This window comes from Flavobacterium sp. ACN2 (genome assembly GCF_002303885.1).
In the GTDB taxonomy this organism is placed as follows: Bacteria; Bacteroidota; Bacteroidia; order Flavobacteriales; family Flavobacteriaceae; genus Flavobacterium.
In genome coordinates, this window is sequence record NZ_MRCM01000013.1 from 104,182 (window position 1) to 128,309 (window position 24,128).

Below are 24,128 nucleotides of genomic sequence, written 5' to 3' on the forward strand. Positions count from 1 at the left end.
CCAAAAACGGATTTTGTTACTTTTACTCTTGATTCTGAATTGCTTTGCCAATTCGGCAATCGCGCAATCTAATTGTAATCTGGATCCTAAAATTGATAAGACTGTTAAGAAAGCACTTTTAAATTTTAGAGAATCTAATTTCGAAAAATCACTTATCTATTCTAGAGCAGCCTTAAATGCGGCAACAGTACTAAAAGATTACTGTCTTACTGCTCGTTCCTATAATATTATCGCGGCCAACTATAATGAATTGGCAGAGTTTGATAAAGCGATTTTCTTCTACAAAAAAGGGCTGTATTATGCCAATAAAACCGATAACGATTCTATAAAATGTCTTCTCTATAATAATTTAGGGAATATGTATTGTTTCGAAAAGAAACAGTTTGATGAAGGAATCCGTAATTATAAAAAAGCAGTTGCTTATGCTTTGAAAATTAATGATTTGAAAGAGGTGTATTTTACCAATGTCAATATTGCTTGGGCGTATTTTGATATTGGAAACTTCAATCAAGGGCATCTTTTTTTGAAATATGTTAATAGCACGAAATTAAAATATAACGACGGATCGACAGAAGTTATAGTAGATATGCTGAACGGTATTTATGCTAGCCATAAAAATGATTACAAGGCTGCAAATGCCTATTTTTTGAGTGCTATTGAATCTGGAAAAAAATGTCAAGAAAAAACAGATTTGGCACATGCTTATTTAGAATATGCCCATTTCCTAAATAAAATAGATAAGAACAAAGAGGCTTACGAAGCACTTGTTAATCATTATAATCTTTCTGATAATTTATATGATGTTAAAAAACTGAAAAAGGCTTCTCAAGCAGGTTTAAGTCTAGAATTGGATGAATATAGAAGGCAGATTGATAAAGTTGAAGGGGAAAAAGTAGAGCAATCTCAAAGTTTAAGAAAATCAAAAATCATTGTCATTCTTTTTATTTTGATTTCGCTGATTCTTTTAATTTTAATCGTCACACTGATAAAGAATATCAGATACAAGAAAAAACATAATTTAGAGCTTCTTAAAGCGAAAGAAATTGCAGAAGAAGCCTCTTTACTCAAAACGCAATTTATATCGACCATAAGCCACGAATTGCGCACTCCGCTTTATGGAGTTGTAGGAATCACCAATATGCTGCTCGAAGAACATAAAGAAATTTCGAGAAGCCAGCATTTAAGTTCCTTAAAATTTTCTGCGAGATATCTATTGTCTCTCGTAAATGATATTTTGCAGATTAACAAAATTGAAGAGAACAAAATTGTATTGGAGAATCTGACTTTTAATATTTCTGATGAAATTACGGTAATTAAGAATTCGCTTTCTTTTCTTTCACAGAAGAATAATAATAGTATTTCTATTGATATTGATTCTCATATTCCAGAATATTTAATTGGAGATAAATTGCGCTTGGCTCAGATCTTAATGAATTTGGTCAGCAATGCCTTGAAATTTACCAAAGACGGACAAGTTGAAATTATAGTAAAACTGAATAAAGTAGAAGGAAAGCTCCATTATTTAGATTTCTTGATAAAAGACAACGGAATCGGAATTGCGGCTGTAGATCAGAATAAGATTTTTGAAAAATTTGTTCAAGTTGGCCGTAAAGACGAAGATTATCAAGGTACAGGATTGGGGCTTAGTATTGTAAAAAGGCTTTTAGGGCTTTTTGGAAGCACCATTACTCTAGATAGCGATTTAGGTAAAGGAACTTCATTTTCGTTTACCATTGCTTTTGAGCATGATTTAGCCAAAACGAAAAGTATTATTGATGAGATTGAAGTTGATTTGACTTCGAGCGAAGTTTATAAAATTCTAGTTGTTGAAGACAATTTGATTAATCAGCTTGTTACCAAAAAGATTATCGAAAAAAATAATTATTCCTGTAAAGTAGTCGATGATGGTTTTGCAGCTCTTAAAGCCTTAGAAAACGATACGTTCGATCTAATTTTAATGGATATTAATATGCCTTTAATGAACGGATTTGAAACCACCAAACGAATACGTCTTCAAGGTATAGAAACTCCTATTGTCGCTTTGACGGCTTTTGATAAAGATGAAATTACAGATGAGGCGATTTCATCTGGGATGAATGATATTATTATTAAACCTTTTGAACCGGTTAAATTATTTAAAATAATCAATTTCCTTATAAAAGAAAAAAACGCTGTTTAGTACCAGCGTTTTTTGTTTTTCTTAGCGTTTGTTGACTTTCTCGATTTGTGAGCTCCGCCACTTCTGTTTGAGCTTTTAGGTTTTTCTCCGGCTTCTGGACTTCCAGAATGCCATTGATACGGATGATCAGCAATCGTTTTTACGTCAACTTTTATTAATTTTTGAATGTCTTTCCAATATGGAAGTTCATCTTTTCCGCAGAAAGAAATTGCGATTCCGCCATTTCCTGCACGACCTGTACGGCCAATTCGGTGAACGTACGTTTCTGGAATATTTGGTAAGTCAAAATTGATTACATAAGGCAATTGCTCGATGTCAATTCCTCGTGCAGCAATATCGGTTGCAACCAAAACTCCAACTTCTTTGTTTTTGAAAGCATCTAGAACTCTTTGTCTTGCGTTTTGCGATTTATCTCCGTGAATGGCTTCTGCAGGAATATCTTTTTTGCGAAGCGCTTTTACCACATTATCTGCGCCATGTTTTGTTCTCGAGAAAACAAGTACGTTCGATAAATTTTCTTCTTTAATTAAATTGTATAGCAAGTTTCTTTTTTCTGTTTTATCAACAAAATAAATGCGTTGTTCTACATTTTCTGCTGTAGAAGAGACTGGAGAAACTTCAACTTTTTCTGGATCTTGAAGAAACATTTCTGCCAATTCGCGAATTGCAATTGGCATTGTTGCAGAGAAAAGTAACGTTTGTCTGTTTTTAGGAGTCAGTTTTACGATTTTTTTGACATCGTTTATAAAACCCATATCCAGCATTTGATCGGCTTCATCTAGCACTAAAGTGTGTAAATGATTTAAATCAAGAAAACCTTGTTTATGAAGGTCTAATAAACGTCCTGGAGTGGCAACTAAAATATCAACTCCGTTTTTTAAAGTATCTACTTGCGGATTTTGAGAAACTCCTCCAAAAATAGTCAGCTGCGTTAAGTTGGTATATTTTGCATAAGTGTCAAAACTTTGACCGATCTGCACTGCTAGTTCGCGAGTAGGCGTAACCACAAGTGCACGGATCACTTTTGCTTTTTTTGATGAACCGACAATTCGGTGTAATTGATGTATGATTGGAATAGCAAATGCTGCCGTTTTTCCTGTTCCTGTCTGTGCACAGCCAATTAAATCACGGCCTTCTAATACAATCGGAATTGATTTTTCCTGAATTGGGGTCGGATTTAAGTAGCCTTCTTCAAATACGGCTTTTTGTATACTTTTTGAAAGTGATAGATCTTCGAATAACATATCTTTGGTATTTAGTATTTCAGTTTTAATAACTAAAATGCTGTGCAAAGATATGTTTATTCGTTCAATCGTTTGTTTGAATTTGCTTTTATTTGGCAAATAGGCCTTATGGCATAGCCCAATAGGGCATTTAAAATCAAGCCGGTTCGATGTTTGCTTTGATAAAATCGGTAATTAAATAACCAATCAATTTGCCGATTAAATTATTGTTTGGAGAATTATCTAAATCTGGCGCTCCTTCGCAGATATGCAGATATGCAGCATGTTTATGTTCGCCAAAGAAAGAAACAAATTGTCTTAGTTCTTCAACAGAGAAACCGCTGATAGTCATGGCGCTACTGGCAATGTTTGGAATTGCATCAAGATCAATTTCAATTCCGAAAGCATCACTTTTAATAAAATCCAAAGCGGTAATCATTTCGCGATTAAAATCTTTTTCTTTTCTAATGTTGACACTGTCGTAAGTATTGTATCGAACGCGGTCTTCCAATTTTTTTATAATATCTAAAACACTTTTTGAAGTATAATTTTCGTGAAGGCCAAAAATGAAGTATTTCTTTAAAAAACCTTCTTCGTAAGCATATGAAAATCCATTTCCGCTATGGCGGCCTTCTAAAATTCTAAAATCAGAATGCGCATCAAAATTGATTGCATTTATTGGTTTTCCTTTCGCAAGAGCGGCACCTTTAATATTTCCGTAGGCATTATTGTGGCCTCCGCCAATAATAATTGGCGTTTTTCCAGCCTTGATTATAGTAAAGATGATGTGAGAGACTTCTTTGTCGATTTTTTCAACCAGCTGACTTAATTTTGAACGATCGTCAATGTCGTTAAAATCTAAGTTTTCTACCTGACGCATTTCGTCAGTAACATTAATATGTCCTAAAATAATAATGTTACTTCCTTTGCAAAAACGATTGTGCTGAATATTTGCAATGCTTTTTATAGCAGATTGCCATGCAGAAGCGGCTCCAGGCCTTCCGTAATTGGCGCGAACACCAATATCTTCGGGAATTCCTAGAAGCACATATTTAGCTTCACTTTCTTTAATAAAATTAATCTTATCAATTCCTGGCGGAATGACAATCATTTTTTCTCCGAACTTTATTTCACCACTTCTGTGATTTGTGATTTTAGCTAAATCATTTATAGTGAATGGGATTAATTTTTCCATGAAAAAAATTTATTTTCCAAAAATAATATAATTGTAGAAACTTACGTTATTACCTTATATTAATTCTTAAATTTGTTATTAAAGAAAATTATTTAAATATGGAAAACCCAAAGAACAACAATTCAAGTCTAAAGGCGGTAATCGCAGTTTTAGCAGTCCTACTGATCGGTAGCTTAGTGTATATTTTTAAATTATCTTCTGATACAGAGGTGGTTAAGACTGAACTTACAACAACCTTGACTGAGAAAGAATCTGTAATGAAAGATTTACAGGAGTTAAAAGCGACTTATGATGCTGCAATTGCTGAAAACACTTCTATGTCTGACGAATTAATCCAAGAAAGAGACAAAGTTGTGGCTTTGATGGATGATTTGAACAAGTCTAAAGGAGATGTTTCTAAATACAGATCTCAAGTTCAAGCAATGCAGAGTAAAATGAAAACTTTAGTTGCTGAAAACGATGAGTTGAAAAAACAAAATGGTGTTTTAACAACTCAAAGAGATAGTACAATTGTAGTTTTAGGAGAGTCTAAAAAGTATAATGAAGTATTAGTTGGTCAAAACGAAGAGTTAGCTAAAACTGTAGAAAAAGGATCTAAATTATCTGTTTTAAATACTAAAACTTCAGCTTACAAATTGAAAAGCTCTGGAAAACAAATCGAAACTGATAAAGCAAGTCGTGCTGATGTTTTGAAAGTTAGTTTTACAATTGCTGAAAATCAAATTGCAAAATCTGGAGACAAAACGTATTATGTTCAAGTTATCGATGCTAAAAACAATGTTTTAGGCGAAAAGAAAACTGAAAGTTTTGGAGAAAACACATTAACTTATAGCTTTAAAACTACAGTGAAATACGAAAATAAAACTGTACAAGTTAGTGAAGATCTTCCAGGAAAAGATTTTGCTAAAGGAACTTATTTTATTAATGTTTTTGATAATGATGAGTTAGTTTCTAAAACTAGTTTTAGTTTAAGATAAGGAGCCTTAGGGATACAATACCACTTAAGATATTAAAGGTCTGTGATTTTTCACAGGCCTTTTTTTATGGGATAATGTGTGGTGATTTTTTCAATTTAATCTGTATATATCTGCCATAATCTTTTTACATCTGCGTGAAACATTTTGCGCATAGATTTTTTTTTACGCAGATGTAAAAAGATTTTGGTTGATCTAAATTAGATTTTGCAGATTAGATCAAATTATTTTAGTAAGTATGCTTCTTTAACTAGAATCTATTCGTTGGTGGTTGCTTGTAAAAATAGCAATTGATTGCGAAATTGCAATAATGCATTATGTTGTATATCAATCTGATTTTGAAAAGTACCAATATTGCTTTTAGTATAATTTTGATTATTTTTTAATTCCTCATAAACTTTATCAGATAAATCTTTTTCAAAACCTTGTTTATACATATCCAATAAACGTTGAAAAGTTATGTCAGGATAAATAAAATGTTCAGCTCCATTATTATCGTCTATGTATTTTTGCAGAAGAGATTGAACTTCTAAATGAAGTTTTTGTGTGGTTAGAAAAATACCTAACAAATTATTTCTTTCTTCATCAGGTTTTGAGTGAAAAGTTTTCTTATATGTTAACCAAGCAATAAGAAGTCCTGCTATACCTATAAAGATTTCCATATTTGTTTTTGTTCAAATATAGTAAATAAAAAAGCCTCTAATTAAAGAGACTTTCATTTCATATTGTTGCATTTTAAGTTTGTCCTTTGTTTGATGTAAAGTGGGTATCTTACCTTATTTTATTCCATTTCACCCACTGAATTATTTTAAAATTTTTCCTTCTGCGAAAACAGATTCGATAAGATTGCTTCCAAAAGCGTAAGGAATTTGGTAATAAGAGGAAATAGGTTTTGTTAGAATCAGATTGGCTTTTTTGCCTTTTGTGATACTTCCGTGTGTTTCTGAAAGTCCCATTGCGTAGGCGCCGTTTATTGTTGCTGCATTAATCGCTTCTTCTGGCGTCATTTTCATTTTGATGCAAGCTGTTGCTACAACAAAATTCATATTTCCTGATGGAGTAGAGCCAGGGTTGAAATCTGTTGCTAACGCTAAAGGTAAACCTGCTTTTATCATTTCGCGTGCTGGTGTATACGGAATGCTTAAAAAATAAGAACAAGAAGGTAAAGCAACAGGCATTGTTTCGGTGTCTTTTAAGGCTTGAATATCTTCTGGATTCATAATTTCAAGATGATCTACAGAAAGGGCATTAAATTTAACGCCAGCCTGAATTCCGCCAATAGAATTAAATTGATTGACATGGATTTTCGGTTTCAAGCCAAATGCTAAACCTGCTTCCATTATTTTTTCGGTTTCTTCTACAGAAAAATAACCGCTTTCGCAGAAAACATCTACGTAATCAGCAAGCTTGTTTTTGGAAATTTCTGGCAGCATTTCGTTAATCATTTCGTCAAGATAGCCAGCTTTATCGTCTTTGTAATGTAAAGGAAAAGCATGTGCGCCTAGAAATGTCGCTTTGATGGCGATAGGATAGTTTTCTGCCAATTTTTTAATTACACGAAGCATCTTTAATTCTCCATCGACCGTCAAACCGTAACCTGATTTAATTTCTACAGCTCCAGTTCCTAAATGCATTACTTCTTCCAGACGGATTTTAGATTGCTCATAAATTTCTTCTTCAGAAGTTTCGTTTAGTTTTTTAGCCGAATTTAAAATTCCACCACCACGATTGGCTATTTCTTCATAAGAAAGACCATTTATACGATCAACAAATTCCTGCTCGCGATTTCCTGCATAAACAATATGCGTGTGGCTGTCGCACCAAGACGGAAGAACAACTTTTCCAGTTGCATCAATAGTTTTATTAGCTTTGATTTCTGGAAGATTATCCATTGAGCCGAAATCTTCAATTAAATTGTCTTTTAATACCAAAAAAGCATTTTTAATTGTTGGAAGTTTTGCCATTTCCGCACCCGAAACTTTAGTGATAGAAGTTTCGCGAACTTGTAATAACTCTTGTATGTTTATGATTAATGTTGTCATCGTTGATGTTGTTATAAAACACAAAATTCACAAATTTTCACTTATTAATGAATGAAAACTTATGAAATTTGTGTCAGATTGGAATTTGGAATTTTAAAAATTCAATATTATTATCTTTATTCAGAAACGGTAATTTCGAACATTTTGCTCCAGTTTTTACCCGTTACAAAAATAGTTTTAGTTTTAGGATTGTAAGCAATACCGTTTAAAACATCATCTTTTGTAATGTCTGTCATTGTTTTTCTTAAATCAGATAAATTTAAAATGGCTTCAACTGCTCCTGAATTTGGATTTACGACAGCAATAGCATCTTTAAACCATACATTTGCATAGATTTTTCCATTGATCCATTCGATTTCATTAACGGCTTTAATTTTAGATTCTCCCGAATAAACGTTGATATAATCAATCATTTTTTGAGTAGCAGGGTCAACTTTCCAAATTTTTTCAGTTCCATCAGTTTGATAAATGTGTTTTCCGTCATTTGTCATTCCCCAACCTTCAATATCTTTTTCATAATCAAAGGTTTTTTCAAGTTTTAAAGTCTTTGCGTCGTAAATGAAACCTTTTTTGTTTTTGTACGTTAGTTGGAACAATTTATCATTTATAAATGTAATTCCCTCTCCAAAATATTGCTGTTCAAGATCAATTTGTTTGTAAACTTTTCCAGTTTTGTAATCGTATTTTTTTACAAAAGAAGCTCCTTCTTGTCCAGTGCTTTCATATAAAGTGTCTTTATAAAACTCTAAACCTTCTGTAAAAGCTTTTTTGTCGTGAGGAAAAGTATTTACGACTTTATATTTTAATAATTTAGGCTCAATGTCTGAAACGACTTCAATTCTAGCAGTTGCGTCAGAAGAATCTCCGCCAAAATAAACTTTAGCTTTTAGGTATTGGTATCCTAATTTTTGATCTATTAATTCAAATCTAAAATTTGCAGCACCTTTTGTACCTCCAACTCTTTGGTCGTTTACGAAGTAGGCAACGCTGTCAATTTCTTTAGATTTTGGGTTTAAAATTCCAATATTAAGCGCTTCTTTTTGCGTAAGATGAGCCGGAAAAGCAGAATCATCGATAGTAAATAAAGAATTTTCACCTTTATTTTTTTCTCCACATCCAACCAATGTGATTCCTAATAAAATGACAGCTAGGAAGTTATATTTTTTCATAGTTTAAAATTTGAATAAGGCAATATACGACGATATTTTTATTGCTGCAAAGGTCTTGCAAAAATATAAAAAGGTTGTATATTTGCACCGGCAAGTCCTACACGACCAGCTCCTGCAGACTCCCCCAGGATGGGAACATAGCAAGGGTACGTGGTTGAGCGGTGCGATGTAGGTCGCTTGCCATTTTTTTTAGAATTTAATAGTTTTGTAATCTTCCTTTTAGGAGGATTTTTTTATTTTTGACCCTATCTGAAGTTAAATGTTATTGGTTAGAAGTTTAAAATTGACTGCTTTATGTGATTCAAAATAAACCCAATTCCAAAAACTTATAACTCATAAACCCATAATTTATAACTAAAAAATGAGCAAAGTCGTTTTAATTACCGGAGGATCATCAGGAATTGGAAAATCTATTGGTGAATTTTTACATCAAAAAGGTTTTGTTGTATACGGAACAAGCAGAAATCCTGAGAAAGTTTTAAATTCAGTTTTTCCGTTAGTTGCTTTAGATGTTCGAAATTCTGATTCTATTAAAACAGCGGTAAATAAAATTATCAAAACTTCTGGAAGATTGGATATTGTAATTAATAACGCTGGAGTTGGAATTACAGGACCTTTAGAAGAAATTCCGACAGAAGAAATTCGAAATAATTTTGAGACTAACTTTTTTGGTCCAATTGAAGTTATGAAAGCGGCGTTGCCACAAATGCGTAAGCAAAATTCTGGTCTTATTATTAATATTACTTCGATTGCTGGTTATATGGGACTTCCGTATAGAAGTGTTTATTCTGCATCGAAAGGAGCTTTGGAATTGATTACTGAAGCTTTAAGGATGGAAGTAAAAGCTTTTGGTGTCGAAATCACGAATGTTGCGCCTGGAGATTTTGCAACCAATATTGCTGCCGGACGTTATCATGCGCCTGTTATTAAAGATTCTGCTTACGAAAAGGTTTATGGCGATGTTCTAGCCACAATGAATGATCATGTTGATGCAGGAAGTAATCCAAATGAAATGGCAGAAGCAGTTTATAAAATTATTCAAACTAAAAAACCAAACGTACATTATAAAGTGGGCGCTTTTATGCAGAAGTTTTCAATTGTTTTAAAACGTGCGCTTCCAGATAAAATGTATGAGAAAATGCTTATAAATCATTATAAGTTATAGAAAAATGTAAAAAACACACTTATTTTTAACATATAATTTTAAAATGGTTTTAATTTTAAAATCTTTATTGGTATTGATTTTGTAATTTTGCAGCTAGATTTCTTTAAAAGAATTTATTTGAAAAGAAATTTATAAATACAAACAAACCATTTTTAATTAAACAAATTATGAAATTTTTTATAGACACAGCTAATTTAGCTCAAATTAAAGAAGCACAAGCTTTAGGTGTTTTGGATGGTGTAACAACTAATCCGTCATTAATGGCAAAAGAAGGAATCACTGGAAAAAACAATATCCTTAAGCATTATGTTGACATTTGCAATCTTGTTGATGGTGATGTAAGTGCAGAAGTTAACGCTCTTGACTTTGACGGTATGGTTAAAGAAGGTGAGGAGTTAGCTGAATTACATGAGCAGATTGTTGTAAAACTTCCTATGACTAAGGAAGGTGTTATGGCAGCAAAATACTTTTCTGATAAAGGAATTAAAACTAACGTAACTCTTGTTTTCTCTGTAGGACAAGCACTTTTGGCTGCAAAAGCTGGAGCAACTTTTGTTTCTCCTTTCGTTGGGCGTTTAGATGATATTTCTACTGATGGATTGAATTTGATTCAAGAAATTAGAGAGGTTTATGATAACTACGGTTACGAAACTCAAATTTTAGCAGCTTCTGTACGTCACACTATGCATATTGTAAACTGTGCTAAAATTGGTGCAGACGTTATGACTGGACCTCTTTCTGCAATTTACGGTTTATTGAAACACCCATTGACAGATATCGGTTTAGCTCAGTTTGTAGCTGACTTTGAAAAAGGAAATAAATAATACTTAGATACTTATAAAATTAAAATCGTCTTTTTTCTAACGAGAAGAGACGATTTTTTTTACTTTTATATTGAATCTTAAATAGTTAAATATGAAAGTTATCTTATTTATGTTGTCTTTTTTTGTAGCGAGTTTTTCTATAAACGCTCAAGCTGCTAAAGTTATTACTTCGGTAAATGAAGCGGGTGATGTTGCTACTTATGAGTTAGATTGCTCGGTTAAATTTCAAACTCTTGCCAAAGGTCTTCGATATAATATTACGAGACACGAATTTAAAGGTCCAGAATTAAAAAATTCTTACCGGCTTTTATTGGTAATGGATGGATTTTATTCGAAAACATTAAATAGCGAAATGACGATTTCGGCAATCCTAAGTGATGGAACAAAAATAGAAGCTCGAAAAACTATAGAAGACGACGGCTTTTTTGATGGAGCCTGCACCTTGAAGATAAAAGACCCGCAAGCGCTTTTAAATGCCGATATAGATAAAGTAATTGTTCATGCGGACAAAGATGTGGTTTATCCTTTAACGGTTCAAAATAAGGCTCTTTTTAAGAAGAACTTGAGTAATATTATTAATGCCAAATAAAGTTGCTAAGATTCTGAGATGCTAAGCTTCTAAGTTTTTTTCTTCTTTAAATAAAAAAAATCCAAATTCCAGTTTTAAAATTGGAATTTGGATTTTTATATATTGGAGTTTTTTACTTTTTAGTGTCCTCCACCAGCACTTTCTATGTGGCTAATACCTTGTCTTTTTAAAATTTTAGGACAGTAGAAACCGTAGAATCCTAAATATGCAAAACCAAGTAGCGGTATAATGTAAGAGAAGTGTGTGTATGTGATACCGAAAATTCCGTTTGGATTTGTTGCATCTAAGTCACAGATACTTCCTTGTACCAATGGAATTACTCCACCACCAAGAATCATCATGATTAAGAAAGAAGACGCTTTTCCTGTGTTTTTCCCTAATCCTGCAATCGCTAAATCGAAGATTGAAGGCCACATGATCGATAAGAATAATCCACCAGAGATGAAGAAGAATTTAGCAATTTCTGGATCTGGCCATGCTAATCCTAATGCCATCATAGTTAATCCTGAAATTCCGAAAAGCATTAATGTTTTTCCAGCGTTTTTACCACCAATAAAACTTACTGCAATAAATAGTAAAATCCAGAAAGGGTAGATGTAGAATGAAGAAACATCGTGAGCTGCAAAGATGTTTGCTCCAATGATTACTCCAAATGCCGCAGCAGGAACGATAAATTTAAGTGCCGTATTTACTAGGTTTGAAGTGTTAAATACGTTTACTCCACCATTCCAACGACCAATCATTAAACTTCCCCAGTAAAGCGCAATAAACGGTGCTACAGCGTCTTCTAAGATGTTTCCGAATTCGTGAGTGTGTAATAGAGCAGGTAGATTACTGATGATAGTTACCTCAGTTCCTACATAAATAAAAATTCCTAACATACCCAAGTACAATTGTGGATAGTCAAGAATGTTGAATTTGCTGTGTTTGTCTTTAATTACTGCTTCTTCCTCTTTTACTGGGTCTTCGATTTTTGAGAAATTCATAAATACTGCAACCGCAATAAAAGCAAGACCTAAAATGATGAAAGGCAATTTAATATCTTCTAATGAAAGAGCCGTTTTTTTGTTGTCTCCCATTCCGAATAAAGCGATACCTAATAAAATAGCTCCGATCGTTGTTCCGAAAGAGTTGATTCCTCCCGCAAGAGTTAAACGGTGTGCTCCAGTTTCAGGACTTCCCATTTTAATAGCTAACGGATTTGCAACAATCTGTTGGATAGAGAATCCTAAACCTACTGTGAATAAAGCTGTTAAGAAGAAAGGAAAACTTTGAATTGTAGCTGCTGGAATGAATAGGAATGAACCTACTGCTGATAAAATTAATCCTGCAGATAGTGTTTTTTTGTAGCCGTATTTTTGTAAAACGTCTACTTTTAAAGAAACGATAAAGAATATAATTGATCCAACAAAATATGCAGCGTAGAAAGCCCATGCTACTAATTGAGATTGTACTTGCGATAACGTAAATACTTTTTTGAATACTGGAATTAGGATATCATTGGCTGAACCAACAAAACCCCAAAAGAAGAAGACGATTATCAAAGAGATAAATTGCCCCCATTTGGTTTGCACATTTTCTGAACTCATAATAATAAGGTTAATTTTTTATTTTATTGTTTTTTGAAGACCGTAAATATATTTGTTAGGATTATCAAAAAAAAATAAAAAGGTATAAATAATGTTAAATTTAAACCAACGGCTATGTTTTTTCAACAAAGTGTTAATTTTAACCTACTTAGAAAATGTAATTCGTAATTATATTTTATTCCAATATCTTGTTTTTAACTTCTTTACTGTAGTTTCTGCCTATCGGAATGTTGTAAGATTGTATTTGAACGCGGTTTCCTTCTATAGATTTCACTTTATTTAGTGCAATTACATAAGATTTGTGTATTCTAAGGAAGCGATCTGCGGGCAATTCTTCAGATAAGGATGTAAGAGATTTATGTGTAATGTAGGTTTTATCGGGAGTGACCACTTTTATATATTCTTTCATTCCTTCGACAAATAGAATTTCTTCAATATTAATTTTCATCATTTTTTTATCTACTTTGATAAAAATATGAGAATCTCCTTTTGCCGTTTCGATCTTGATATTGTTTTTGAGATTGTATTCGGTAGTAATTTTGTTGATGCATTTGATGAACCTTGGCAACGGAATTGGTTTTACCAAATAGTCTAATACATCCAAATCATAACTTTCGGCAGCAAATTCTCTAAATGCGGTGGTAATGATAACTTTGGTTTTGTTTTCGATAAGACTAATAAGTTCGAAACCCGTCATCATGGGCATGTTAATATCTAAAAAGACGGCATCAACAGGAGTACTGTTTATAAAATCGAGCGCCTCTAGAGAATTATTGAATGTCGCAACAACTTCAAAATCTGTAAAATTGGTAAAATAATTTTGCAAGACTTTGATAGCTAAAGGCTCATCATCAATTAACACGCATTTAATCTTCATTCTGAGTTGGTATTTGCAATCGGATTATATAGAAATTTAGTTTGGTTTGCTGTTTTAGACTAAAATTGTTTCTGTAAATCAGCTTTAGTCTCTTTTTGGTATTAACCAGACCAATTCCTTTTTTTGGATTATGATTTTGTGAAATTACAAAATTATTTAAGATTTCAAAATCGAGTATTTTGTTGTCTATAACTTTGCAATTGATTTTTATTTTTAAATTTCTGTTGTTTAGTCCGCCGTGTTTAAAAGCATTTTCGACCAAAGAAATAAAGATTAAAGGCGGTACAACAACATCTTCTATATTAGATTCTAGATTTATGGTCACTTCAACATTTTCAAAACGAAGTTTTTCGATTTCGATATAGTTCTGAATATAATCGATTTCTTTTATAAGTGGAACAAATTTGGTTCCTTTTACATCATACAAAACATACTCCATCAAATTAGAAAGTTTGATAATTACATCTGGAACTTTCTTTGAGGATTCTAATGATAAAGCATACAGATTATTTAATGTATTAAAGAAAAAATGAGGCTGAATCTGATTTTCGAGATACTTTAATTTTATTTTAAATTGGTTTTCTCTTAACGATCTATTTCTTTCGCGCTCTCTTAACCAAGTTAAAGTAAGATACACAGAGGAGGCCATTGCTAGAACATACAATTCTCCTATACAAACAGCAACAATGTGATTGATCTCAAAAGGATGGTATTCTCGATTTGCTTCTGGCCAGATATTTTCTGATATAATATAATATGTCAAGGCCGTTTTGAGCAGATACATTGCAAACAAACTTACTAGAAGCAAAAAAGTATACAGGATGTATTTTTGTTTTAGTACATACTTGGGAACTAAAACAAATAAATTTAAATAAACTAATGGAATAACTAGTGAGAATTCGATTACATTAGATTTGAATGCATAAGGATAATCATTAAAATAAGCTCCCCATCTTAAAAAGTTTAAAGTAAAATATACTCCCCAAAACCAGATATGATTTTGCAGTTTAATATCAAATTTAACTTTTCGTATTTCTTTCAACTGGTTTTAAGTTATTTGCGTTTTTTTTGGTTTTTCTTAACAATATTGAAATATTGTGCAACTTTAAACAATTAACTGCAAAGAGCCAATTTTTTTGAATAAAATTTTGCAAAAAAAGGATATTTGTGCTTATTTTTTCTATTAGAACGTTTTCGTAAAGCGTATTATTGAATGTTTTATGTCGTTCGTTTAAATTTTATTGCTGTTGGTTTAATTTATTTTTTTTAACAATGCCTTAAGAATAATTTTACATCATAACTAACAAAATAAAATAAACATGAAAAAAATTTTCTTAATCTTTATGATTGTTTTTACGGCGCAAGTTTCGCTTGCACAAGTAAAAAATGTCAAGGGTGTGATTACAGATTCTGATGGTATGCCATTACCTGGAGCTTCTGTTGCTGTACAAGGAGGTCAAAAAGGAACTACTACCGATTTTGACGGATTGTACACTATTGAAGTTCAAAAAGGTCAAAGTTTAGTTTTCACTTATGTAGGACTAGAAACTCAGACTGTTGTTGTAGGAGATGCTTCTACAGTGAATGTGAAGATGGTTCAAGGAGCTTCAAATTCATTAAATGAGGTTGTTGTAACTTCTTTAGGGATAAAGAAAGCAAGAAAATCTTTGACTTATGCAGCTCAAGAGCTTAAAGGAGAAGAGTTAACCCGTGTAAAAGATCCAAACCTTATTAATACTGTTGCTGGTAAAATTGCCGGTGTTGCAGTAACAAAAAGTTCATCTGGAGCAGGAGGTTCTACAAAAGTTGTAATTCGTGGTAATTCATCTTTTGTAAACAATCAGCCTTTATATGTAATTGATGGTATTCCTTTGTACAATCAAGGTACAGGACAGCCAAATGGTACTTTTGGTGATTTAGCAGGAGGTAACCGTGACGGTGGTGATATCGTTTCATTGATCAATCCTGATGATTATGAAGGAATGACTGTGCTTAAAGGTGCTGCGGCTTCTGTATTATACGGTAGTCAAGGTGCTAATGGTGTAATCTTACTTAATTCTAAAAAAGGAAAAGCTGGAGTTGAATCATTCAATATCAATTCTGTTACAACATTTGATAGTGCAGCTTATTTGCCAGAATTCCAATCAGATTACACATCTGCAGATGGAGATCCAAGATCTTGGGGAGATAAGAAAAAAGTAGAAGGTGATATTAAAGATTTCTTCGAAACAGGAGTTACACAAATTACTTCTATGTCTTTTTCTAAAGCAACTGAAGGAAATTCTACAAGCTTAACGTATGCTAATACAGATGCTTCTGGGATTATACCTGGAAATCATTTGAAGAAAAATAACTTTGGAATTCGTCAAACAAGCAAATTCTTAAATGATAGATTGAGTGTTGCTGTAACAGGAAATTATGTTGCGCAAACAATTAACAATAGACCAACAAATGGTTTATACTTCAACCCAATTAGTGGTGTTTATTCTCATCCAAGAGCTTTTAGCTTAAATGATTTGAAAACGTATGAAGTTTTTGATCCTGTTAGAAACATGAATGTTCAAAATTATCCTGGTTTTGCAGCGGTAAACGAAAGTAATGAAAATCCATACTGGCAGATTAACAGACAAAAATCTGTTGATACAAACAATTTCTTTAACGGAGCAATTGCTTTAGATTATAAAGTTGCTGAGTGGTTTCATTTAGCTTCAAGATATAGCTATAACAGAAGTGAGAGCAATTTCCAAAAAGAAATGTATGCTAGTTCTGCAACTTCTTTAGTACACGCTACAGGAAGATACATCAATGCAAATACAATCGGTACTCAAAATTATGCTGATTTATTAGGTTTATTTAATACAAAAATGGGTGAAAACTTTTCATTCAATGGTACATTCGGAGCAAGTATCAATAATACCAAAGTTACTGGTTTAACTGTAGATTCAGGAATCGGTGGAGGTTTGAATTATGCTAACATCTTTACTTTAGGAAACTTTGTAAATAATAACGGTAACGTTCAAACAGGAGCAGAAAGAGAAGTTCAGTCTGTATTTGCTGCTACAACTTTTGGATACAAAGATTATTTATTCTTAGATCTTGCAGCTAGAAATGACTGGTCGTCTACTTTAGTAAACACTAACGATTCTAGTTTCTTCTATCCATCTGTGGGGGTTACTGGTATTCTTAGCGATATGTTTACATTACCAGAAGTTTTCAACTTTGGAAAAGTTCGTGCTACTTATGCACAAGTTGGTAATGATATTGCTGGTAGTATTACGAGTCCTACATCTACTATCGTTGCAGGAAGTATTGTAAATCCACCAGTTGGACCAATGCCAGGTCAAACATTAAAACCTGAATTAAAATCTGAGGTTGAATTAGGTACAGAATGGAGAATGTTTGATAACAGATTAGGTTTCGAATTTTCTTTCTATGATTCTAAAACTAAAAACCAATTTATTCAAGTTCCTGCTCCAGCTACAAACCCTTTTGGTTATACTAATTATGCTATCAACGCTGGTAGTATTTCTAACAAAGGTTTCGAGCTTGTACTTTATGCAGATATCGTTAGAGGAGAAAAATTCAACTGGGATACTAGAATTAACTATTCACAAAATAAGAGTAGAGTAAATGATATTCCTGCTGAAGAAGGAACAGGAGGTAGAATCATTCTTACTGATCCAGGATCTAACAGCTACAGATATTCATTAATTGAAGGAAGACCATTTGGTGTAATTGAAGGTAAAAACTTGAAAAGAGATGATCAAGGAAGAATCTTAGTTAATGACGACAATACTATTCAAAGAACAGATTGGGAAGAAGTTGGTAATGCTAATCCTGATTTCATGTTAGGATGGTCTAACACTTTTAAATTCGGATCATTTACTGCAAACATCTTAATTGATGGACGTTTTGGTGGAGAAGTTCTTAGTTTAACTCAAGCAATCAACGATTACAATGGAGTATCTAAAGCTACAGGTGATGCTAGAAATGCTGGAGGTGTTAAAATTAACGGTGTAAGAGCGAGCGACGGAACTCCTGTAACTACAATGGATGCTTTTGATTATTACAATGGTACAGCAGGTAGAAACGGAGCTTCTGGAGAGTATGTTTACAGCGCAACAAATGTAAATGTAAGAGAGATATCTATTGGGTATACTTTCAAAAAAGATAAATTACCATATGTTCAATCTGCAACTATCTCTTTGATTGCTAGAAACTTATTCTTTCTTTACAAAGATGCACCATTTGATCCAAATGTAGCTTTAAGTACAGGTGAAGGCTTACAAGGTGTTGATGTGTTTGGTTTACCTTCAACAAGAAATATCGGTCTTAATTTAAACTTAACATTCTAATCTTACAATCATGACATTAAATAAATTCAAAAAAACAGCGATATGCTTCTCATTGCTTGCGGCTTTTGGTTGTACAGACAATTTTGAGGAGATCAATAAAAATCCTGAAGGTGCTACTACAGAGCAGTTAGAACAGGATTATAACAATATTAAAAGTTTGTTTAAGCCTGCTTTTAGTAGAATATATATATCAGATATTACTTGGCAATATCAAATTCAGCAAAGTTTACAAGCTGATGGATGGTCTGGATATATGATTACACCAGTTCCTTTTGGAGATACTAATAATTACGATTATGCATTAAATCCTGGATGGAATGGTTATGCTTGGGAAAGAGCTTATGTAGATATTATTGCAAATCTTTATAAAGTTGAACAAAGAGCTAAAGGTAAATACGATCAGTTTTATGCTTGGTCGTTGATTGTAAAAGTGGTGCAAATGCAACGTATTACAGATATGTACGGACCTGCTGTATATTCTAAATATGGTGCTGAAGGTTCTGCTCTTTACGATTCTCAAAAGGATATTTATCTTCAAATGTTTAAAGATTTAGATTTTGCAGTTACTGAATTAACTAAAAGAATCGATGCTGGTGAATCTTCTACTTTTAAAGGAACAGATTTATCTTCTTACGACGGAGATTATGCACAATGGGTTAAGTATGCAAACTCACTTCGTTTGAGAATGGCAATGAGAATTGTTAAAGTAGATCCTGCATTAGCTAAAACTGAAGCTGAAAAAGCAGTTAATAATTCAATTGGTGTTCTTAAAGTTAATGCTGATGTAATGAAAGTTAAATCTCCTGTAGATCTTAACGTAATTGACGTAATGAGCCACTCTTGGGTTGGTTTATTCATGGGAGCTGATATGCAGTCTATCTTAGGAGGTTATCAAGATCCACGTATTTCTAAATATTGGAATACAGCAGAAATTACTCCTGGTCAGTATGCATCTATCAGAAATGGTGTAACGTATCCTTCTGGAACTACATATGCTAAATTCTCGCAAACAGGACCTAGAACAAAAACTGGAGAAGTTACTTGGATGTCTACTGCAGAGGTTTATTTCCTTAGAGCAGAAGGTGCTTTAAGAGGTTGGAACATGGGCGGAACAGCTCAAGAGTTTTATGAAGCTGGTATTAGAGCATCTTTCGAGCAGAATGGTGCAGAAGGAGCTTCGTCTTACGCTTCTGATAATACGAAAAAACCTCTTGATTATGTAGATCCATTATTCCCAGAAAATAATACTCCAGCAGTTTCTAAAATTACTGTTGCATGGGGAGCTACTAATGAAGAAAATCTGGAGAAAATTATAACTCAAAAATGGATTGCTACATATCCTGATGGACAAGAAGCATGGTCTGAGTTTAGAAGAACAGGTTACCCTAAACTATTCAGAATTAAAAACAATAAAAGCGGTGGCGTAATTAGCACTGAATTAGGAGTTAGAAGACTTCCTTTTGCTCAGTCTGAAGAAGCAAGTAACCCTGCAGGTGTTGCATCTGGAGTAACTGCCCTTGGTGGTCCTGATAACGGAGCTACAAGACTTTGGTGGGATGTTGATGCACCTAACTTCTAAAAAAAAATGGAATATTAAGTTTGGTTAGTAGTATGGTATAGATGGCGAAAGCGATCTATACCATTCTTAAAACCAAAATGGTAATTACTACAAAAAAGAAAAGAAATGAAAAGTGCTTTAGAAATAAAACCTGATATTAGTTACAAAAGCGCGGGAAAATTTGAAGAAACTCGATTTGAGAAAATTCATATTGAAATCTTTAAAGGCTCGATTGATGCTTCTGTAATTGTAGCCCAGGAAATTGCGCAGCTAATTAGGTCTAAGCAGGAGAAAAATAAATCTTGTGTTTTAGGTCTGGCAACAGGTTCTTCTCCTATCAAAGTTTATGAGGAACTAGTGAGAATGCACAGAGAAGAAGGACTTAGTTTTAGCAATGTAATCACCTTTAATTTGGACGAATATTATCCAATGACTAAGGAGAACAATCAGAGCTATCATTATTTCATGCATGAGCATCTTTTTAATCACATTGATATCAAATCTGAAAATATTAATATTCCTGACGGTACAGTAGCAATTGAGGAAATCAATCAATATTGTATCGATTATGAAATGAATATTAAAAATGCAGGTGGACTTGATTTTCAATTGCTTGGAATTGGTAGAACAGGACACGTTGGATTTAACGAGCCAGGTTCGCATATCAATTCAGGAACAAGAATTATTACCTTAGATCACATCACTAGAGTCGATGCTTCATCTGCTTTTAATGGTATCGATAATGTGCCGAAACGTGCCATAACAATGGGGGTTTCAACCATCATGAGGTCAAAACGTATTGTTTTGATGGCTTGGGGGCAAAATAAAGCAGATATTATAAAAAGAACAGTTCAAGGCGATATCAGTTCAGAAATTCCAGCAACATTTTTACAGAATCATCCAAACGCAACTTTTGTTTTAGATCAGTCGGCAGCTTCAGAGTTAACCCGTTTCAAAACGCCTTGGTTAGTTGGAGAATGTCTTTGGACTCCTGAATTAAAAAGTAAAGCGATTGTTTGGTTGTGTCAAAAAACAAAACAATCTATTCTGAAATTGACAGACCGTGATTATAACAATAACGGAATGTCTGATCTTTTGGCTCAAGAAGGTTCTGCTTATGATATGAATATTAATATGTTCAATATTTTGCAGCACACGATTACCGGATGGCCAGGAGGAAAACCAAACACAGATGATTCATTTCGTCCAGAAAGGGCAAATCCGGCAAAAAAGAGAATTATTCTTTTTAGTCCGCACCCAGACGATGATGTAATTTCTATGGGAGGAACATTTTCGAAGTTAATCAAACAAGGACACGATGTTCACGTAGTGTACCAGACCTCTGGAAATATTGCGGTTTCAGATGATGAAGCTTTAAAATTTGCAGAAGTTGCCAGTGATTTTATCGGAAATGAAAAATCAGATATCAATTTCAAATCAGTAATCGAATTTCTAAATAATAAATCTGAAAATCAGATCGATTCTTTAGAAGTAAGAAAATTAAAAGGATTGATTAGAAGAAGAGAATCTTACGGAGCAACAAGATATATTGGACTGAAAGATGAAAATACACACTTTTTAGATCTTCCTTTTTATGAAACGGGGCAAGTTAAAAAGAATCCGTTAGGGCCAGAAGATATTGCTATTGTAAAAAATATTATTTCAAAAATAAAACCACATCAAGTTTTTGCTGCTGGAGATCTTGCCGATCCGCACGGAACACATGAGGTTTGTTTAAATGCCATTTTTGCCGCTTTAAAAGAACTTAAACCAGAACCGTACATGGATGACTGTTGGTTATGGCTGTATAGAGGAGCTTGGCACGAATGGGATATTCACGAAATTGATATGGCAGTTCCATTAAGCCCATCAGAGGTTTTGTTGAAACGCCATGCTATTTTACACCATCAGTCTCAAAAAGACAGGGTGATGTTTCAAGGTAATGACTCTCGTGAATTTTGGGTTAGGGCAGAAGATCGAAATAAAAACACAGCCATCTTATATGATGAATTAGGTTTGGCTGAATATGAAGCGATCGAAGCTTTTAAACGTTTTGATTACTAAAAATTTTTTCCGATTCATTTTAGAATGAATCAAATAGCAAAATTCAGATTGATCTCATAGCAAAGTGAGGTAAAAGCTGAAATCATTCTGAGTTTTGTTTTTTTTATAAATTTAGGATACTTATAAAAAGCTATCCAACCAAAAAAAAGAAAAATGAAATATCTATTTGTACTATTATTTGCAGGTTTAACAGCAGGTGCTCAAGTCCAGAAGGAGCAGCTAAATCTTATGCCTTGGCCTCAGAATGTTGTTATTAATGAAGGTAATTTTAATTTAACTAAAAATTTTAAAGTAAACATTACAGGAAATCCAAACGCTAGAATATTTGGAGGAGTAACTCGTTTTTTGCGCCGCTTAGATGGTAGAACAGGTATATTTTTCGAACAAGGTTTTATTGAAAAACTAAATGAAGTTCCAAATGCAGAATTGCAGATCAATTGCACTAAAAGCGGTAAAATTGGTTTGTACGAAGATGAAAGTTATCATTTAGATATTACTTCTAATAAAATAACAATAAACGCTTCAAGCGATTTAGGAGCTTTACATGGTTTGGAGACATTGTTGCAGATGCTTCAAAACAATTCAAAATCTTTTTATTTTCCAGTTTCCAAAATTTCAGATTTCCCAAGATTTACTTGGAGAGGTTTAATGATAGATGTTTCAAGACATTTTCAGCCAATTGACGTAATTAAAAGAAATATTGATGCATTGGCAGCGATGAAAATGAATGTTTTTCACTGGCATTTGGTTGATGATCAAGGTTGGAGAATTGAAATGAAAAAACATCCAAAGTTTACTCAATTAGCTTCGGATGGAATGTATTATACACAAGAGGAAATTAAAAATATCGTAAAATATGCCGATGAGCGCGGTATTTTAATTGTTCCAGAAATAGATGTTCCAGGTCACGGATCTGCAATTTTAACGGCTTATCCAGAAATTGGCAGTAAAGTAATCACGCTGACAGGAGGAACATCCGAAAAAAATATTCAAGGTACAGCAATTGCTACCTATGGAATTGAAAGAAATGCGGGTATTTTTTCGCCAACATTAGATCCTTCAAATCCTAAAACATATCAATTATTAAGTGAAGTTTTTGATGAGGTTTGTCCATTATTTCCAGGCGCTTATTTCCATATTGGGGGAGATGAAAACGAAGGAAAAGATTGGGATGCAAATCCGAAGATTCAAGAATTCAAAAAGAAACATAACTTAAAAACCAACCACGAATTACAAACTTATTTTACCATGCAATTGGCACCGATGTTAAAAAAGCACGGAAAACAATTGATGGGTTGGGAAGAAATCTTGACAAAAGATTTATCTAAAGAAGCTATTGTACATTCTTGGAGAGGTCCAAATGAAGGAATGCCAGCAGGACAATCTTTAGTAGATGCTGTTAAAAAAGGATACAAAACCGTTCTTTCAAATGGCTATTATATAGATCTAATGTACCCAATAGCAAGTCATTATTTAAATGATCCGATGCCAAAAGGAGCTAATTTAACTAGCGATGAGAAAGCAAGAATCTTGGGTGGAGAAGCTACAATGTGGACAGAATTGGCTACACCAACCACGATAGATTCTAGAGTTTGGCCAAGAACAGCTGCTATTGCTGAAAGATTGTGGTCTGCAGAAGATGTAGTGGATGTAGAAAATATGCGCAAACGTTTAGAACAGATCTCTTTCAGATTAGAAGAGTTAGGCATTACGCACATTCGCAACAAAGATGTTATTTTAAGAAATATTGCCAACAATCAAAACATTCAGTCGCTTGAAGAATTTTCTAAAGTTAGCGAGCCTTTAAAAGGATATACTCGTAACAAAGGAGGAACAGAGTACCAGATGTATTCTCCGTTTACCTTGTTTGCAGATGCATGCGGACCAGATGCAAAAGATGCACTTGCGTTTGATGCTGCAGTAAATCAATATTTAGCAAATAAATCGGCTGATAATAAAGCAAAAGTAACAGCATTTTTTAATAAATGGATTACTGTAAATAAAGACTTAACAGCGCTAAGTGCCAATGCGCCATTAGTGCAGCCAATTTTGCCTTTGTCAAAAAAATTAAGTGATGCATCACAAGAATTATTGCTTGTATTAGATAATAAATCGACTTTAAAACCAGCAGATTTAAAAAGTCTAATAGAGCAATGCAATACAAAAGATCATGCTGACGTAGAATTGTCAGTTTATGAGAGTTTAAAGAAACTAATATAAATTTTGGTTGAGTTAGTGTTTTAGAGTTACATTAATCAGGCTTTTAATTATCTCTGCCGGAGTTCCACGGTAGAGATAGTTATAGCCAAAATTTCAGAAGTAAGC

The 24,128-nt window shown here is 33.2% G+C and carries 17 protein-coding genes and 1 other RNA gene; 10 read left to right on the plus strand and 8 right to left on the minus strand.

What is annotated here, in order from left to right:
- Positions 1-13 precede the first annotated feature (13 nt).
- The gene (locus BSF41_RS16050; protein ID WP_250836729.1) at positions 14-2,179 is read left to right on the plus strand and encodes a response regulator; all 2,166 of its coding nucleotides are present in this window, start codon (positions 14-16) and stop codon (positions 2,177-2,179) included.
- Here the strand turns inward: BSF41_RS16050 and BSF41_RS16055 are convergent.
- Positions 2,176-3,423: a DEAD/DEAH box helicase gene (locus BSF41_RS16055; RefSeq protein ID WP_095930561.1), complete on the minus strand. Its 1,248-nt coding sequence runs from the start codon at positions 3,421-3,423 to the stop codon at positions 2,176-2,178. The two genes, BSF41_RS16050 and BSF41_RS16055, sit on opposite strands and share 4 nt — an antisense overlap.
- A gap of 136 nt (positions 3,424-3,559) precedes the next feature.
- Complete coding sequence (locus BSF41_RS16060) at positions 3,560-4,597, minus strand: formimidoylglutamase (RefSeq protein ID WP_095930514.1); 1,038 nt, start codon at positions 4,595-4,597, stop codon at positions 3,560-3,562.
- Positions 4,598-4,695: 98 nt separating this feature from the next.
- Between BSF41_RS16060 and BSF41_RS16065 the strand changes: the two genes are divergently transcribed.
- Positions 4,696-5,574 (plus strand): hypothetical protein, encoded by an 879-nt coding sequence (locus BSF41_RS16065; protein ID WP_095930515.1) that lies wholly within the window; start codon positions 4,696-4,698, stop codon positions 5,572-5,574.
- A gap of 254 nt (positions 5,575-5,828) precedes the next feature.
- Here the strand turns inward: BSF41_RS16065 and BSF41_RS16070 are convergent, their stop codons facing one another.
- The 3 genes from BSF41_RS16070 to BSF41_RS16080 form a co-directional block, all read right to left on the minus strand.
- A complete protein-coding gene (locus BSF41_RS16070) occupies positions 5,829-6,233 on the minus strand; it encodes a hypothetical protein (protein ID WP_095930516.1) in 405 nt (134 codons plus the stop codon).
- Positions 6,234-6,374: 141 nt separating this feature from the next.
- Complete coding sequence (gene hutI / locus BSF41_RS16075) at positions 6,375-7,613, minus strand: imidazolonepropionase (protein ID WP_095930517.1); 1,239 nt, start codon at positions 7,611-7,613, stop codon at positions 6,375-6,377.
- Positions 7,614-7,729: 116 nt separating this feature from the next.
- The gene (locus BSF41_RS16080) at positions 7,730-8,782 is read right to left on the minus strand and encodes a glutaminyl-peptide cyclotransferase (protein WP_095930518.1); all 1,053 of its coding nucleotides are present in this window, start codon (positions 8,780-8,782) and stop codon (positions 7,730-7,732) included.
- A gap of 88 nt (positions 8,783-8,870) precedes the next feature.
- On the opposite strand from BSF41_RS16080, the gene ffs reads away from it, so the two are divergent.
- The 4 genes from ffs (at position 8,871) to BSF41_RS16100 (ending at position 11,360) form a co-directional block, all read left to right on the plus strand.
- An RNA gene (gene ffs, locus BSF41_RS16085) (signal recognition particle sRNA small type) lies at positions 8,871-8,968 on the plus strand.
- A 175-nt stretch (positions 8,969-9,143) separates the two neighbouring features.
- Positions 9,144-9,947, plus strand: coding sequence for an SDR family oxidoreductase (locus BSF41_RS16090; RefSeq protein WP_095930519.1), 804 nt, complete (start codon positions 9,144-9,146; stop codon positions 9,945-9,947).
- A 167-nt stretch (positions 9,948-10,114) separates the two neighbouring features.
- Positions 10,115-10,771, plus strand: coding sequence for a fructose-6-phosphate aldolase (gene fsa, locus BSF41_RS16095; protein ID WP_095930520.1), 657 nt, complete (start codon positions 10,115-10,117; stop codon positions 10,769-10,771).
- A gap of 91 nt (positions 10,772-10,862) precedes the next feature.
- Positions 10,863-11,360 carry a hypothetical protein gene (locus BSF41_RS16100; RefSeq protein ID WP_095930521.1) on the plus strand — a complete coding sequence of 166 codons (498 nt, stop codon included), beginning with the start codon at positions 10,863-10,865 and terminating at the stop codon, positions 11,358-11,360.
- Positions 11,361-11,479: 119 nt separating this feature from the next.
- On the opposite strand, the gene BSF41_RS16105 is transcribed toward BSF41_RS16100, so the two are convergent.
- The 3 genes from BSF41_RS16105 to BSF41_RS16115 form a co-directional block, all read right to left on the minus strand.
- Positions 11,480-12,949 (minus strand): MFS transporter, encoded by a 1,470-nt coding sequence (locus tag BSF41_RS16105; protein ID WP_095930522.1) that lies wholly within the window; start codon positions 12,947-12,949, stop codon positions 11,480-11,482.
- A 175-nt stretch (positions 12,950-13,124) separates the two neighbouring features.
- Positions 13,125-13,826 (minus strand): LytTR family DNA-binding domain-containing protein, encoded by a 702-nt coding sequence (locus BSF41_RS16110; RefSeq protein WP_095930523.1) that lies wholly within the window; start codon positions 13,824-13,826, stop codon positions 13,125-13,127.
- Positions 13,816-14,868 carry a sensor histidine kinase gene (locus BSF41_RS16115; protein ID WP_095930524.1) on the minus strand — a complete coding sequence of 351 codons (1,053 nt, stop codon included), beginning with the start codon at positions 14,866-14,868 and terminating at the stop codon, positions 13,816-13,818. The genes BSF41_RS16110 and BSF41_RS16115 overlap by 11 nt, the downstream gene beginning before the upstream one ends.
- Positions 14,869-15,145: 277 nt before the next feature.
- Here BSF41_RS16115 and BSF41_RS16120 point away from each other — a divergent pair, with 277 nt between their 5' ends.
- The 4 genes from BSF41_RS16120 to BSF41_RS16135 all read left to right on the plus strand — a co-directional run bounded on the left by BSF41_RS16120 (position 15,146) and on the right by BSF41_RS16135 (position 24,023).
- On the plus strand, positions 15,146-18,181 hold the full coding sequence (locus tag BSF41_RS16120; protein WP_095930525.1) for a SusC/RagA family TonB-linked outer membrane protein: 3,036 nt from the start codon (positions 15,146-15,148) through the stop codon (positions 18,179-18,181).
- A gap of 10 nt (positions 18,182-18,191) precedes the next feature.
- Positions 18,192-19,760, plus strand: coding sequence for a RagB/SusD family nutrient uptake outer membrane protein (locus BSF41_RS16125; RefSeq protein WP_095930526.1), 1,569 nt, complete (start codon positions 18,192-18,194; stop codon positions 19,758-19,760).
- 105 nt (positions 19,761-19,865) lie between these two features.
- The gene (gene nagB, locus BSF41_RS16130; protein ID WP_095930527.1) at positions 19,866-21,803 is read left to right on the plus strand and encodes a glucosamine-6-phosphate deaminase; all 1,938 of its coding nucleotides are present in this window, start codon (positions 19,866-19,868) and stop codon (positions 21,801-21,803) included.
- 153 nt (positions 21,804-21,956) lie between these two features.
- Positions 21,957-24,023, plus strand: a complete 2,067-nt coding sequence (locus BSF41_RS16135; RefSeq protein WP_095930528.1) for a beta-N-acetylhexosaminidase — start codon at positions 21,957-21,959, stop codon at positions 24,021-24,023.
- Positions 24,024-24,128: the final 105 nt, after the last annotated feature.